At 44.6% G+C, this 15,210-nt stretch carries 15 protein-coding genes and 5 pseudogenes; 10 read left to right on the forward strand and 10 right to left on the reverse strand.

Features of this window, described 5'->3' with window-relative positions; translation table 11 throughout:
* On the forward strand, positions 1-192 hold a 192-nt coding region (locus tag L5M11_RS21260), incomplete at its 5' end, for a transposase (RefSeq protein ID WP_263192926.1).
* 231 nt (positions 193-423) lie between these two features.
* Here the strand turns inward: L5M11_RS21260 and L5M11_RS21265 are convergent.
* From L5M11_RS21265 to L5M11_RS21290, 6 genes and pseudogenes are all read right to left on the reverse strand, one after another.
* Positions 424-792, reverse strand: coding sequence for a type II toxin-antitoxin system HigA family antitoxin (locus L5M11_RS21265; protein WP_259581259.1), 369 nt, complete (start codon positions 790-792; stop codon positions 424-426).
* A 10-nt stretch (positions 793-802) separates the two neighbouring features.
* Positions 803-1,102 (reverse strand): type II toxin-antitoxin system HigB family toxin, encoded by a 300-nt coding sequence (locus tag L5M11_RS21270; RefSeq protein WP_259508099.1) that lies wholly within the window; start codon positions 1,100-1,102, stop codon positions 803-805.
* A 103-nt stretch (positions 1,103-1,205) separates the two neighbouring features.
* Positions 1,206-1,871 (reverse strand): site-specific integrase, encoded by a 666-nt coding sequence (locus L5M11_RS21275; protein WP_263193178.1) that lies wholly within the window; start codon positions 1,869-1,871, stop codon positions 1,206-1,208.
* Between the two features lie 137 nt (positions 1,872-2,008).
* A complete protein-coding gene (locus L5M11_RS21280; RefSeq protein ID WP_259581257.1) occupies positions 2,009-2,356 on the reverse strand; it encodes a hypothetical protein in 348 nt (115 codons plus the stop codon).
* A gap of 43 nt (positions 2,357-2,399) precedes the next feature.
* Positions 2,400-2,636: a hypothetical protein gene (locus tag L5M11_RS21285; protein WP_259581254.1), complete on the reverse strand. Its 237-nt coding sequence runs from the start codon at positions 2,634-2,636 to the stop codon at positions 2,400-2,402.
* A 222-nt stretch (positions 2,637-2,858) separates the two neighbouring features.
* Positions 2,859-3,648, reverse strand: a pseudogene (locus L5M11_RS21290) (IS5 family transposase).
* 1,064 nt (positions 3,649-4,712) lie between these two features.
* On the opposite strand from L5M11_RS21290, the pseudogene L5M11_RS21295 reads away from it, so the two are divergent.
* The 7 genes and pseudogenes from L5M11_RS21295 to L5M11_RS21325 all read left to right on the forward strand — a co-directional run.
* A pseudogene (locus tag L5M11_RS21295) lies at positions 4,713-5,184 on the forward strand (ISAs1 family transposase); the annotation flags it as partial.
* Between the two features lie 225 nt (positions 5,185-5,409).
* A complete protein-coding gene (locus tag L5M11_RS21300) occupies positions 5,410-5,751 on the forward strand; it encodes a hypothetical protein (protein WP_083848295.1) in 342 nt (113 codons plus the stop codon).
* A 91-nt stretch (positions 5,752-5,842) separates the two neighbouring features.
* Positions 5,843-6,277: a DUF2057 family protein gene (locus tag L5M11_RS21305; RefSeq protein WP_037425979.1), complete on the forward strand. Its 435-nt coding sequence runs from the start codon at positions 5,843-5,845 to the stop codon at positions 6,275-6,277.
* A 120-nt stretch (positions 6,278-6,397) separates the two neighbouring features.
* Positions 6,398-6,868: a MerR family transcriptional regulator gene (locus L5M11_RS21310; RefSeq protein WP_037425976.1), complete on the forward strand. Its 471-nt coding sequence runs from the start codon at positions 6,398-6,400 to the stop codon at positions 6,866-6,868.
* On the forward strand, positions 6,868-9,114 hold the full coding sequence (locus L5M11_RS21315) for a heavy metal translocating P-type ATPase (protein WP_037425974.1): 2,247 nt from the start codon (positions 6,868-6,870) through the stop codon (positions 9,112-9,114). The genes L5M11_RS21310 and L5M11_RS21315 overlap by 1 nt, the downstream gene beginning before the upstream one ends.
* Positions 9,115-9,124: 10 nt before the next feature.
* Complete coding sequence (locus tag L5M11_RS21320) at positions 9,125-9,475, forward strand: cupredoxin domain-containing protein (RefSeq protein WP_037425971.1); 351 nt, start codon at positions 9,125-9,127, stop codon at positions 9,473-9,475.
* Positions 9,476-9,848: 373 nt separating this feature from the next.
* Positions 9,849-9,956 (forward strand): annotated as a pseudogene (locus tag L5M11_RS21325) (IS5/IS1182 family transposase); the annotation flags it as partial.
* Here L5M11_RS21325 and L5M11_RS24035 read toward each other — a convergent pair.
* Positions 9,956-10,129, reverse strand: a pseudogene (locus L5M11_RS24035) (twin-arginine translocation signal domain-containing protein); the annotation flags it as partial. The pseudogenes L5M11_RS21325 and L5M11_RS24035 sit on opposite strands and share 1 nt — an antisense overlap.
* A gap of 234 nt (positions 10,130-10,363) precedes the next feature.
* Between L5M11_RS24035 and L5M11_RS21335 the strand changes: the two are divergent.
* Positions 10,364-10,813, forward strand: a complete 450-nt coding sequence (locus tag L5M11_RS21335; protein ID WP_011918417.1) for a hypothetical protein — start codon at positions 10,364-10,366, stop codon at positions 10,811-10,813.
* Positions 10,814-11,101: 288 nt separating this feature from the next.
* Positions 11,102-11,839 carry a peptidoglycan DD-metalloendopeptidase family protein gene (locus tag L5M11_RS21340; protein ID WP_011918416.1) on the forward strand — a complete coding sequence of 246 codons (738 nt, stop codon included), beginning with the start codon at positions 11,102-11,104 and terminating at the stop codon, positions 11,837-11,839.
* Here L5M11_RS21340 and L5M11_RS21345 read toward each other — a convergent pair.
* From L5M11_RS21345 to L5M11_RS21355, 3 genes and pseudogenes are all read right to left on the reverse strand, one after another.
* Positions 11,818-12,070, reverse strand: a pseudogene (locus L5M11_RS21345) (DUF2933 domain-containing protein). The gene L5M11_RS21340 and the pseudogene L5M11_RS21345 overlap by 22 nt on opposite strands.
* 40 nt (positions 12,071-12,110) lie before the next feature.
* Positions 12,111-14,558: an Ag(+)-translocating P-type ATPase SilP gene (gene silP, locus L5M11_RS21350; RefSeq protein WP_001514621.1), complete on the reverse strand. Its 2,448-nt coding sequence runs from the start codon at positions 14,556-14,558 to the stop codon at positions 12,111-12,113.
* 126 nt (positions 14,559-14,684) lie between these two features.
* Complete coding sequence (locus L5M11_RS21355; RefSeq protein WP_000758228.1) at positions 14,685-15,125, reverse strand: DUF411 domain-containing protein; 441 nt, start codon at positions 15,123-15,125, stop codon at positions 14,685-14,687.
* Positions 15,126-15,210 lie beyond the last annotated feature (85 nt).

A 15,210-nucleotide genomic window follows, 5' to 3' on the forward strand; every position in this document is an offset into this window, starting at 1 on the left:
TTACGTTTGCAAAACGACATCAATGTTCTAAGCCAGCTACGTTTAGGCCAAAAAGTCCACTTCAAGGCCAAAGAAGGCCAAGTGTTCGGGGTGGTTATCAAAATCAACAAGAAATCAGTGATGGTGGTCAGCGATGATAACCGCCAGTGGAAAATCCCACCAGGACTGGTGCAGATCATGAAAGACATCTAGCCAGGATGCTTGGCCGAAATCTATAAGGCGTCAATACGTCCTAAAATGGACGCTTACTTTGAAGTTGATGGTACTCATTACTGCCGACAGAGTTAGCAATAAGAATTTCTTTTGCTTCTTCAAAGTCCATGCCTATTTTCCGTTATTATTTACATACAAATAATGCAGATGCCTGAACAAGTGCGCCTATACCTATCAAAGATAAAAATAGTGGCAATTGTCTAATTACTGTTATTTGGCTAATTGATAATCTTTGATCAAGCAAGGAAGCGGGATTTTAAGCCCCTCATTCAGCTTACGGATCATGTTAAGGCTTAGCTTGCGTTGGCGGTTTAACACCTCTGACACTCTGCTACGTTGCCCAAAAAACTGCACCATATCGACATCCTCAAGCTCTTGCTGCTCCATCCGAAACTGAATCGCCGCGATTGGATCTGGCGCTTCAATCGGAAAATGAGCGTCCTCAAACGCGCTCACCAGCGTTATCAACACTTCCAGCTCGTCACCCTCTGGCGTGTTAGGTTCAGCATCAAAAAGCTGCTCAATGCGCTTTAAGGCGGCTTCATTATCAGCCACGGTTCTGATCGGTTTAATTTGCATTGCAAACCTCCTAAATTGTGGTTGCATCAACTTTGTCATACTCAGCATGAGAACCAACAAAGCGAACATAGACCATTGCAAACTTGTAATTCACGGCCACAATAAGACGGTACTTATTGCCGTGGATGTTGAATACCACCCTGTTATTGCCAACAAAACTCGCGTTGCGGTACAACGCTTTTATGTCTTGCGGATTTTGCCAGTTCGCGTTTTTAGCTTCCTCGTACCATGACTTGAGCGGTTGCTCACTATCTTGATAAATGGGCTGCTCCCAAAACTCCCGCAAGGCGGCTCTTGAAACAACTCTCATGCAATCCCCTTGTCTATATTTCCCATTATGGGAAACGTATAAACGATAGTCAATAATTAATTTCCCATTTTGGGAAAATATATTAATTTTTTGATTTTTACCATCAAATCCATTCGATGCTGCACATATCGCGAATCACATGTTGCTGAATCACGACATACCCCAACGTTGTTGATGCTTCTGAATGGCCTAGAACTCGCGCCATTGTCTCTAAACTAACTCCAGACAATACAGAGTTGGTCACTAGGCTTTTACGCCCTGTATGTGACGAACACTGCGGTAATCTGCAACGTTTGTAAACATTACGTATAGCTTGCTCTAGAGCGTCACAGCACCAGTATTCTTTGATAGTTCCATCATCAAGGCGTCTTGGTTTCGGCTGCAATGAATAACTTGATCCACGGTTCGTTAAGATCAGCTTTGAGTCTGGATTAAGCCCTTGGTAATCAGGTGAAGTACCTAACCCCCACTTGTGTTGTATACGGTAGTCAATCCAGTCTTGGATAGCTGTTCTGGCAGTTAGATTGGTTAACCATATCGTGCGGGGCTTGGTATTTTTACAGATCAGGCTCGGCAGGTTTATTTCTTGTCGAAGTAAACCATTGGGGAATAGAACGGTTTTTACATCAAGTCGAGCAATCTCACTCACTCGCATTGCAGCATGGCTAAGGGCTATTGCCCCCACTTTAGCTTGTCCATGCTGCATCAATAGGCATGTTTTCAGAACTCGATTTATTTGGGAGGGTGTTAGTGCGTCAGCGCGGCTCATTGTCTGTATTTCCTCTTTATTTGGGGATATGCAGACAATAGGATTTTTTCACTGCCTAATCAGTTTAACACGGTATTGCGTAAGCCTTTCACGGAAAGCAAAAGCGCCCCGAAGGGCGCTAGTTTTGGAGGACTTGTTCAGAACCCAAGCCGCTCTACGGTAGCTAACAATTCAGCATAAGTGGCGTTTTTAACTTTTTCGTAGAGCGTCTTGGCAGCATCTATTCCCTCGATGTAATCATCAGAATCTATGATCTCATGCGCCAAATGCTCGATAAAAGACGGCTCGATAAATGAGCCAGAAAGCACATTTAACAACACTTGCTTTTCTGCTGACTCTAAGTGAATCCCCGCTTGGAGTTGCAAATATTCGTAGCGATCCCAAATCTGATTTAGGCGCTCGGTCGTCCCTTCTCTCCTTTCCTCAAGGTTTGCCCTTAATTTTGGGGACGGGGTAAAACTCGGATTGCGCGGTAATTGGCTCATAAGACTCCAAAGCCCTGTATTACAGGGCTTAATAAATTTGATGTTAGATATTTGATTGATTGCGCATGTAAGCGCGATACCAGCTACGACATTGCTTTTCAAAGCTGGCCTCAGAACGTGCGGAAAGTGTGTTACCCATGAAGCCACCGCCCACACAAATTTGTCTGCCTAAAGTCCCGCTGCGACCTTGGGATTCAAGACGAATATATCCTCCGTCTAACGGGATCCAGAAGTTAAAAGTTTCACCAGTTTTACGAGATTTGATTGATAGATTTGCCATGATACTTTCCTTCGCCTCACCCGCTTATGCGCTTCGGCTCTCCGATGGTTAACGCACGATGCACTAACCTTAAACATAGTGTATGACAGTTGTCATACTGAGGCAAGCGATATTTTTGGGGACCTCTCAGAAAACGGAAAATAAAGCACGTTAAGCCCATTGCAGAGGCGTTGTTGCCTAAATCAATCTTAGGTATGCCTTTTCCTAAAAGGGTTCCTGGTATTAATTGACCCTCTGGCGAATAGGCATACCCAGTCCTATGACTTTGTTCATCACTTTCACACCAGCCAGTGCCTCGCCGACTTGGCCGTTGTAGTCCCGCAGGCTCAATTTCGGGCTAATCAGTTGCTTGTAACGATACATAGCTGTTTCTGACAGGGAGCGTTGGTGATAGTCATTCTCTTGTTTCCATTGTTTTGGTGTCATAAGCACCGTCAGCTGACACTTGTTTTACCTTGCGCCTTAGTGGGTTTAATAACGTTGGGAGAACCTCACTATCTGCCACACTCTCTAAACTGACTTCGGCTGCGATGACTTCATGTGTGGCCGCATCTATCGCAAGGTGCAACTTACGCCAAGTTCGGCGTTTTTCCTTACCATGTTTACGCATTTTCCATTCACCTTCGCCATATACTTTCAGTCCTGTGGCATCGACAACTAAGTGAGCAATCGCGCCTCGGCAAGGGGGGCGGTAGTTAACTTTGACTGTCTTTGCCCGCTTGCTGATGCAGCTGTAACCAGGTGAAGTTAATTGCAGACTCATCAAACTAAACACTGAGTTGAGAAAACCTTCTAGTGCTCGCAAGGGGAGATTAAACAAACCTTTGAGCATTAAGGCGGTTTCTATCGCCGTGTCACTGTATTGAAATCCCCGACCTCGACCACCATGGTGTTCAGTGTGACACCAGAGGTTGAGCGCGTGCTCGTCTATCCAAAAAGTCAGTGAGCCTCGGTTGGTCAACGCCTTGTTATATTCCGGCCAATTGGTAATGCGAGATTTAGATTTGCCCATCTGATAGCGGTTCCTGCGTGGTATTCACAGGATCTGATCGCATCTGAGACGGAAGGTTCATTCATTTAGGCAACAACGCCCTGGTTCACGTGATAACATCTCGCTACACGCTTAGCTCGTCAACCAAAGGTGGCTAGCAAGCTGCCTTTGCACCGATGTTGTTACACGCTGCATTTACCCATGTTCGGGCATAAATATCTCCCTAACTCACAGAGTATCACAGGGTGAGATTATGCTTTGTAAATTCTGTTAACATTTAGCTATTTTGTTCTTAAGTCGACTTAATGCGAGATTATTGATTGATATAAATCATCCATAATCGAATGAAATTCGTTCGACTGGATAGGTTTGTTAACCAATTTAACAATGTATAATCCGGCCCTGCAGAGTATCATTCGCTTTATGGAATTTTATTTTCAACATGGTATTTTGCTGCGCAAAATAGAACGCTCTGTTTATTTATTCTGATAAATAAAAGACTTTTCATCCTCACTGTTTAACAGGCTATGTGCACGGCTTAGGAGGAGTTATTTATGTACATATATGCTATGAGTATTGATTTTAAGGACTTCTACAATACATATGGTCCAATAACAACATGTATTATATTGGAGCGTTTATTAATAACATGAATTTTAATGTGTAATCAGTAGTCCTTCACTGCTAAAAGATTGCTTCGTGTTTAAGTTAACTTACGTGAATAATGTAATAATAAAAATTTGTTCCAGTCACTGTAATATTCTTCAATAATGAGCTAGCTAATGATGATCGTTAGCTGCAATCCGGTATGATGTGATTAAGTTGGCTTACTCAAGCTCGATATACCAGAAATCTCTATAAGAGAAACTGTTGCACTTACTTCAGCTCAGATTAATGGACAGTATTTATTTTGATAAAGTAACAAAATCAAGTTTTTGAAACGGAATGATGATACGTTAAGATCTTGTATGTGAGTATTTTTTTTAAAAATGCTGCATTTACTTAAAACTTTGTACAGAGCCAGTACATATACCGTTCCAGCAAACAGTTTCAAGTAAACCAACAATACGGACAAATCCGCAATTGAGCACGGTCATGGGGGAACTGAATGTCGCCAGCGCTATGTTATTGATAGTAAAAACTTAGTCGGTGACTTTTCAAAGTGGAAAAGGTTAAAAAAACGTTATGGTTGAAAGTTGTCGCCTTGAGAAAGGAAAACCAATCGAGCTGGAGTATCGTTATTATATTAGTTCTGAGGCGTTAATTGCCGAACAAGCAGCGATAGTCGTTCGAGAACATTAGGGCATAGAATCGATGCGCTGGGTGCTTGATGTCAGTATGAGTGAGGATGTATGTCTGATATACAATGCTCACGGGGCGGAAAATCTATCATGCCTGCATCATATGAGCTTGAATATGTTAGGAGCAGAGCCGACGAAGATAAGCATTGTTAGAAAACAAAAGCGATGCATGATGAATCCATCGATGCTTAAAGTAGTATTAAAGACTGGATTTAGTAGCTCGGTTACAAATAAAATACTCATGCGGTGGCCCTGAGTCCTGTGCTCTCTGCAATATCCCTTGGGCATATCTACATAGTACAGAGCACATATCCCGCCCAGGTCTGCATCTCCCCAGTGTTATGTCAGGGTAAGGATTCATTGAATAGTTTAATAATTGTAAGTTGAATATCTTAATAGACCTAGGATTGTGACTTATGTCATGGAATTTGATTTTAAAATTTGCTATGGTTAATCGCATAATTCAACTGGATACAATTGCATGACTAATATTTTGTTAAATTTAGCAGTTATATTAGCATTAATAATACAGTTATTAATGCCAAATAATGCTATGTCTAGCGAAATGTCTGAATCAAGTATGCAAACTAGCTCTATGTCACATTCAGTTATGATGGACAATGATTGTGATGATACTGATAACTGTTGTCCCGAAGATTCAAGCCACTGTATTAGCCATTGCCATGCAGTCGCTAATGTATTTGTTTTGTTATCAGATTCAAATTTAGTTAATGCTCTATTCACAAGTTCTAAAGTTAACTCAACTTTATGGATATCAACTCCGGCTTCGCTTGGAAGTCAAAATCCCCCTCCAATTGCTTAATTCTTTATTTTAATTAATCACTTACTATTAATTTATAAAGATTTTCGTTGCTCGTTTACTTATGAGCATCATAAAGCTTCTGGAGTTTCTTATGAAAAAATTTATCGCAATTACACTTTTATCTTTAGCTAGCACAGTTTCAATGGCTGCTACTATTACATTACCTGATTATCTTATTTTTACTTCCGTTGATGGCCAGTCTGTGGCTAATAAGGGACAGATTGACATTGAACCTGGTCAGCATTTGCTTGAACTTCAGTTTTATGATGATTACTCAACGGGAGCAGATGACACTAATTTTGTAAAATCTGATGCATTATATTGGAGTTTGAATTTAACTAAGAACGAAGATATTCAGGTTAGAGCTAAGGATATTTTCACTACAAAATCTGCTCGTAAATTTATCGACGCCCCTCAGATCACAATAGATTCTGTTAGCTTAAAAGGTGAATCAGTGAAGCTGGTTAACCATGAAGAATTAATGTCTATCATTATGAAACAACACGGCAAAATGATGAAACATTAATTGGATAAATAGGGCGCTATCATAGCGCCCTATTTATATCTAATATACTTCTTGAGCTGTGTGTAACACACAGAGTTATAGTAGAACTATCGTAGTTACTTACGTTGGTTTGGAGGTCGTATGAAAGTGACTCAACTCGCTAATAAATTGGGTGTATCCGCTGATACTGTGCGTTTTTATACTCGAATTGGATTACTCAATCCAAGCAAATCTCCCAATAATGGTTATAAAACATTCAACCATAAAGATATGGTGAGGATGCAATTTATTTTGAGTGCTCGAAATTTAGGCTTTTCTGTCGAAGATATTAAAGTTATTTTTTCTAAGACTGATCTTGGGGATAGTGCATGTCAACTTGTACGCGAATTAATTAAAGTAAAGCTGCTTGAAACAGAGCAACAGTTCAACGAAATGGTGAAATTAAGAAGTAAGCTTTCTAAGGCGATACAAGATTGGTCTCAAATGCCTGACAACATACCTACAGGAAACATGATTTGCCATTTAATAGAAAATACAAATCAAGAGGATATAGTTTCAGAGGAATTAGATGTTCCCCATTGTGTTAATGAAACTTCAACGGAGGTTAAGTAATGGATCACACTACACACTCACCCATACAACTCAATATTCTCGGCGCAGGCTGCGCGAGTTGTGTTGGCAAAATTGAAAAAGCGATTAACAACGTAGAAGGCGTTGATTCGGCCGAGATGAATTTTGCGGACAGAACGGTATTAGTTAACGGTAAAGCATCTGCCGAGTTGATTATAAAAGCGGTCGAAAGCGCTGGTTACAATGCCTCTCAAATAAAGGCGGAGTCGGCAGAAGATGTCATGAACGAGAAAGAACAGGCTGATTTGCAACATTATAAAAGTTTATTACGCCATACCATTATCGCTCTGTCCGTCGGTATTCCGTTGATGATTTATGGACTGTTTATTGGCGAAATGACGGTATCAACCCTATTAGAACAAGTGGTGTGGGGACTGGTTGGTGTGGTGACTCTTGCGATTATGCTGATATCAGGTAGGCATTTTTATATCGGTGCATGGAAATCATTTTTAAACCATAACGCCAATATGGATACCCTCATTGCCTTAGGTACCGGTACTGCTTGGGTTTACTCTATGTTGATAGTTGCATTTCCACAATTATTTCCCGAGATGGCAAGGCATGTTTACTTTGAAGCGACCGCAATGATTATTGGTTTAATAAATCTTGGTTTAGCACTAGAAGTTAAAGCGCGCGGTAAAACCTCTGAAGCGATTAAGCGTCTCATTGGTTTGCAAGCTAAAACTGCTCGGGTTATCCGTGATGGAAAAGACCTCGACATCGATATTGCTCATGTATTACTTAATGATCACGTTAAAGTTCGCCCTGGCGAAAAAATCCCAGTTGATGGGGTGGTTATTGAAGGTAACAGCACCATTGATGAATCAATGTTGACTGGTGAGCCAATGCCTGTTGAAAAAGTGATCGGTGACGATGTGGTCACTGGCACCTTGAATAAATCAGGCTCGATCATATTTAAAGCCACTCGTGTAGGTAAAGATACTGCACTGGCGCGCATTATTAGTATGGTCAAACGGGCGCAAAACTCTAAGCCGCCGATTGGACGTTTAGCTGATGTTATAGCCGCTTACTTTGTGCCCGCCATTATGATCATCGCTACAGTCAGTGCCATGGTGTGGTTTAACTTTGGCCCTGAGCCGTCGAGTGTATTTGCCATCGTGTCTGCAACAACAGTATTAATTATTGCTTGTCCTTGTGCGTTAGGACTCGCAACGCCAATGTCAGTGATGGTCGGCGTTGGTAAGGCGGCTGAATCGGGAGTGCTTATTCGGAACGGTGAAGCATTGCAAACCGCGTCTAAAATAACCGCCATGGTATTGGATAAAACCGGCACCATTACCGAAGGTAAACCGCAAGTTACCGATATTATTTTGGTTAATACAGACAGTGAAGAGCAGGTACTTGCCTTGTCTGCTGGAATTGAAAGTCACTCCGAACATCCACTCGCGCAAGCGATTGTTGAAAGTGCGAATGATAGAGGTATTGAAGCCATTAACACTGAGCACTTCAATGCCATTTCAGGTAAAGGTGTAGAAGCTGAAGTGGATGGCCAGATATTATTATTTGGTAATCTAAAATTAATGCAAGACAAAAATATTGATATTGGATTCAATGAAGCTAAGGCCCAAGTGTTAGCTGAAAATGCTAAAACACCAATGTATTTAGCGCTTGCAGGGCAATTACTGGCCATTATTGCGGTATCAGATCCGATAAAGCCTGATTCAATCGAAGCGATTGCGAGACTGAAACGCAGTGGCATCAAAGTGATAATGTTAACCGGGGACAATAAAGCGACCGCCGCCGCAGTGGCTAAAAAAGTCGGTATTGATGATTTTTTCGCAGAAGTCATGCCAGAAGATAAAGCCAATAAAGTGGCTGAACTTCAGCAACAAAATGAAGTGGTTGGTATGACCGGCGATGGGATTAATGACGCCCCCGCATTAGCGTTAGCCGATGTTGGCTTTGCTATTGGAACAGGCACTGATGTGGCGATAGAAAGCGCTGATATTACCTTAATGCGCGGATCACTTCATGGCTTAGCCGATGCGATAGCCATTAGTAAAGCAACGCTGCGCAACATTAAACAAAACTTGTTTGGCGCGTTTATTTACAACGTCGCGGGTATTCCCTTAGCAGCAGGTGTGCTTTTCCCTGTTTTTGGTATTTTGCTAAATCCAGTGATTGCCGGGGCTGCGATGGCCTTTTCATCACTTACCGTAGTGAGTAACGCTAACCGTTTACGTTTGTTTAAAGCCAAAGAACACTAGGAGCTTCAATATGTTAATTAATTTACTGTGTATCGCATTAATCGGTTTTATCATTTGGTGGTTTTGGCTATATAAACCGACAAAGGATTCTAGTGTTGACGCTAGTACATTGATACTGGTTAAAGACGGTGTGTATACGCCTGCACGAATTAAAATTTCGGCTAATACACCAACAGAGATAACTTTTTTACGCCAAGATAAATCCGGATGTTCAGCCACAGTCCTGCTACCCGACTTGGAGATTAGCCAGGATTTAGCGCTGGATAAGCCCACGACGATATCATTACCAGCTCTGGAAAAGGGTGAGTATCCATTTCATTGTCAGATGCAAATGTATAAAGGTGTATTGATTGTTGAGTAAACACTAGATATCCATGCGTATTTTTCAATATGTTGGTATCAATGATGAAGATAATAGCAGTATTAAAATGAGCCTTTTTGAACTTTGCAATCAATATCTTGGTTCTAACCTAAGCTGTTTACGGTCTAGGTTAGAAAATTGGCCATTTTTTGTTAATTACTTTTTACCTAAATCATCAGAAAAATGATGAGTTAATGATTAAGAGAGACATTATGAGTGATTTTGAACATAGACCGGGCGTTAAAGAAGCGACTTTAGTTGTCAGAAACCTAAGATTAACTGGAGTAGATAATGGCGTTGTTGCCTAAATGAATGAACCTTCCGTCTCAGATGCGATCAGATCCTGTGAATACCACGCAGGAACCGCTATCAGATGGGCAAATCTAAATCTCGCATTACCAATTGGCCGGAATATAACAAGGCGTTGACCAACCGAGGCTCACTGACTTTTTGGATAGACGAGCAGGCGCTCAACCTCTGGATATTGACGGCCGTTTCACCAATGGTCAGGTCAAACTGAGTACCCTGCAGGGATGCGGCAACTGGCAGGCTCAGACTGGAACGCGCATTGAAACTCCATACGCCAAGACTTCCGGCTACGCCAGAGAGGGTTAACCCCTTCAGGAAAGTTCGTCGAGACGTTTTCAACAGCATGCGCATTCCCTTATTTAAAGTATGGTTACTGACAGAATTCGAGAACCGATTTAAATTAAATTACTGGTTCATCCACTTACAATGAAATGAAGCTAGCACACCTTAAGAAACAAATTCATTACAATCGTGTAATGTACATAGCTGTATTACATTTACGTCATCTTCCCCACAGGTTGATTATTTTTATATATGATCATAAGGACATCTTTTATGTACCTCAGAAGGTAATTACACATGAATATATTAATCACGACCACTGCGTTTACAGCTTTATTTTGTGGGGCAGCTTTTGCTCAGTCCAGTGATATTGCCCATGAAGCACATCGATTTGTTAATAATGCCTCAGCCGTCAGTCATGTGAATTCCTCGACGCATGAAAATTTGCCGGACAGGATTAATAAAAACAGCACGCCCTCATTCTCTGAAATGAATGAACATGAAAGGGCCATTGTTGCTCATTCATTTATGAACAACAGCCCGTCCTATGCACATCAGAAAATGATTGAGGAACATAAAAAAATGCTGTCCGAGAGTGGTGAAAATTCAAAGACCTTCTCTTCTTCTTTTAACGAACTGAATGCCGGAGAGAAAGCCGCCCTCGTGCATGAGCAGGTCAATAATGCCGGTGCGGAAGCTCATCAGACGCAGGCAAGAAAGCTTCGCGGCCTGTATTCGTCCAGGTAACTGCAGGCGGGTTAGTGCTTAGCGTCAGGTGCGCAGCAGGGCTTTACTGACGGGTTACGTAGCAGGACATGAGCCCCATATTGCTCTGCCGTAACCTGTATCAGTCCCGTTAATCATCACCGTCGGGCTGGTCATACAGTTCCCAGAGCTTCAGGAGCAAACGGGAAACAAGATATGTTACAAAAATGACGACCATCAACGGTGCTCCCGATTAACTGACAGATGACACGCCTCCTGAAAACCCCTAGCATACGCCGCAGTGTTCATGCTAACGGCGAATTCCAGTAAATGTATTCTACCGATGTCGTAAAAGAAAATGCCTGCCTTTCAGCCACCCGCTCGGGGCTGGAATCGAACGAGATCGCTACTCTTCAGCGCTCCTTGCCTTCCCGGTTTAATCTGCGGCATTTGAAAAAAAATGAATCATTAAAACTCGTACTGCAAAAGAAAGCGGGAAAATCACGTGTCGTGGCCTATAAATTTACGTCCGGTTCATTTAATTACACGGCGTATCGTATATCAGATAAAAAGTTCTATAACCTTTCCGATACTTCCGGGAAAGGCAGTCTCGATTATCCGTTACCGGCCACAGCAAGACTCAGTTCGCCTTTCAATCCTGCAAGACTTAACCCGGTATCCGGAAAAGTGAGTCCCCATAATGGCATTGATTATTCCATGCCCATGAACACGAAAATAGTCAGCGTCATCGACGGAAAAATCACCCGGGCCGAATACAACAGTACCATGGGATATTTTGTTGAAGTAACGGGAAAAGCCGGTGTTAAAACTCGCTATCTCCACCTCAATAAAATACTCGTTACTAAAGGGGCCAGGGTTACACGGGGAGGTGCTATTGCGTTATCCGGTAACAGCGGACGTTCATCCGGTCCTCATCTGCATTACGAGCTGGTCATCAATAACAACCCTGTTAACTCTCTGGCGTTCCGGGCAGCGGCACCCGCTGATAACAAACTCGAACAGCATGCCTTTGCGCATGCCAGAGACTACGAACGATACCTGGACTGATAACGGGACCGCGACGCGGCCCCGTCTGCCGGATTAATTTTTTTTATCGTTTTCACTTCCGTGATGTTGATGATCTCCATGCCCTCCGTGGCCGTGGAAAAGATGCATTAGCGGGCAGACCAGCAATAACAGATATGGCCAGTAACCTGCCACATGTGACCAGTGTTCGCGCAGGAGGGCAAATGCCGCGATCGCGGCGACAGCAATAAGCGCATAGGTGGTACTTTTCATACTGGACTCCTTCTGTTCGTAACTGACCCTTCACTCAGTGTTATTTCCCGAGCCTGACACTTTTCAGACGCAACGCATTCACAATGACGCTGACGGAGGAAAGAGCCATGGCCGCCGCCGCAATAACTGGCGACAGCAGTATTCCATACACAGGATAAAGCAGACCTGCAGCCACAGGCACGCCAAGTGCGTTGTAGATAAATGCAAAAAACAGATTCTGTCGGATATTTTTCATGGTGATCTCTGACAGATGACGGGCCCTGTTCAGTATCATCAAGTCGCCTTTGAGAAGGGTGACTCCGGCACTTTCAATTGCCACATCTGTACCCGTTCCCATAGCTATGCCCACGTCAGCCGCTGCCAGCGCCGGGGCATCATTTACACCGTCCCCCGCCATCGCAACCACATGACCAGACGCTTTCAGTCGGGTTATCACTGCTTTTTTGCCGTCAGGCAGAACCCCGGCTTCAACCTCATCTATTCCCAGTTTCCGTGCGACTGCTTCAGCAGTAAGCTGGTTATCCCCGGTGAGCATAACAATGCGGATCCCCGCCTGACGCAAAGCTTTAAGCGCATCCGGCGTGGTTGCTTTCACGGGATCCGAGATAGCTATCAGGCCTGCAAGGTACCCATCTGTGGCCACATAGATAACGGTAGCGCCTTCCATCCGCAACGTATCCGCAACGGCCTTTTGATTATCAATAACGATACTGTTTTCCTGCATAGCCAGTTCATTACCAATAACAACCCGTTGACCTTCAACATCGCCTGAAACACCTTTCCCCGACGGAGCATTGAAATCACTGACTGCGGGTATCATGATCCCCCTGTGCTGGGCTGCCCGGACTACAGCCATACCCAGCGGATGCTGCGAGCCTTTTTCCACTGCGGCCGCTACACGTAAAAGAGATGCTTCCCCACCCGGATTGAGACTGATAATCCCTGTCACCGTAGGCGAACCTTCCGTGAGCGTGCCTGTTTTGTCGACAACCAGCGTGTCCACTTTTTCAAGACGCTCAAGGGCTTCGGCATTCCTGATTAACACCCCGGCCTGGGCTCCTTTGCCTACCCCCACCATTATCGACATCGGTGTGGCCAGCCCCAGTGCGCAGGGGCAGGCAATAATCAGGACCGACACAGCCGCAATCAGACCGTGCGCCATCCTGGGCTCGGGCCCCCAGACAGACCAGATCACGAAAGCAACAACCGCGATAAGTATCACCAGAGGAACAAACCAGCCTGAAACGCTGTCAGCCATTCTCTGGATGGGGGCACGCGAACGCTGTGCATCAGCGACCATCTGAACAATTCGTGAGAGCATCGTTTCATCACCGACTTTCTCTGCACGGATGATAAGACTACCTGTCTGATTAATCGTCCCCCCAATGACAGGGTCACCCTTCGTTTTGGTAACCGGCATAGACTCCCCGGTCACCATCGATTCATCAACGGTTGTTTTGCCTTCGATCACGATACCGTCGACCGGAATACTCTCTCCAGGTCTGATGCGGAGCTTATCGCCAGGCAGGACATCTTCCGCATTAATATCCGTTTCATGACCGTCATGATCCAGCCGTCTGGCGGTTTTGGGGGCAAGGTTCAGAAGCGCAGTAATGGCGCCTGAGGTTTGTTCCCGTGCCCGCAGCTCAAGAACCTGTCCCAGCAGAACAAGCACCGTAATAACTGCTGCGGCTTCAAAATAAACGGCCACCAGGCCATCCATGTTTCTGAACGATGCAGGAAACCAGGAGGGGAAGACGGTTGCAATGACGCTGTAAACCCAGGCTACGCCGGTCCCCATTGCAACAAGGGTAAACATATTCAGGGAGCGGTTACGTAACGACATTCCGGCCCGGGCGAAGAATGGCCAGCCACACCACAACACGACAGGGGAGGCCAGAAGCAGCTGCAGCCATGTGTTGTACTGTGGCGGTACTGTATTCCTCAAGTCGGGAAACAGATGAGATCCCATTTCGAGTACCAGAACCGGAAACGCCAGCAACAACCCCAGCCAGAAGCGTCTTGTCATGTCGTGAAGTTCATCACTCGGCCCCGTGGATGCCGTAGCTACAAGCGGCTCCAGTGCCATTCCACAGACAGGACAGCTTCCGGGACCACTGCGGCGTATCTCCGGGTGCATCGGACATGTCCACACACCTTCAGAATTCTCTTTTTCCGCCTGGTGGTGAGGCTGTTTTATCTGATCAGGGCTGACTTCGTGATGATCGTGGTGATGGTGATGGGAATGTTCACTGGCATCTTCGGTAAGATAACGATCGGGATGGGCTTTAAATTTACTCTCACAGCTGGCGGAGCAGAAATAAAGTTGATGGTCCTGGTATCGAATGCTGCTGTGCGCCCTGTCGGGCAGGATGGCCATCCCGCACACGGGATCTCTCACCTTATGCAATACGTGGCCCTCGTCCGGGGATAATGTCTGCTCAGAAGCAGTCTGGTTGTTGTGTTGCACTGCATTGTCATTTTTCACAGTAACTCTCCTTATGCATACCGAAGCATCTTCTGTCTTCAGGGTATGTCATGGATGCGATTACCACGAATATCGCCGGCACAGGAGTGCCTGCTACCGGCGTCCCGTTATCAGCCGTTCCGCTGACTATTCGATTCGCTGGAAGACTTTTTTACTTCCATCCGGTGAGAATGCGATAACATCGTAAGCCTCTTTTCGGGCTCCCATCTCCATTCCAGGACTTCCTGCTGGCATACCGGGGGTGGCGAGACCGTATATACCCGAACCAGACTGCATTGCCTTATGTATCGTTGTCGCAGGCACATGGCCTTCAATGATCAAATTACCGGCAACCGCGGTATGACAACTTCGTAGTCCTGCAGGAATAGCATGCTTTTCTTTCAGGGCTGACAGCGCCTGATCATTCATGACGTGAGTTCGTACTTCAAACCCGTCTTTTTCCATCGCTTTGCCCCACAGGGAACAACAGCCACAGTTTTCAGATTTGTACATATCAATCACTTTTTCACTCGCCATCGCGGGTAGTGAAAGGCCGAGAGCCAGCGCCATTAGAACCACTTTTTTCATACTCACCTCTGTATATTATCGATATAAACCCTGACGTCAGGGTGAATCAGTAAAGAAGGACACCCACAGGGGGTGCCCTTTCAGG

This window comes from Shewanella sp. SM87 (assembly GCF_025653705.1).
Classification (GTDB): domain Bacteria; phylum Pseudomonadota; class Gammaproteobacteria; order Enterobacterales; family Shewanellaceae; genus Shewanella; species Shewanella oncorhynchi.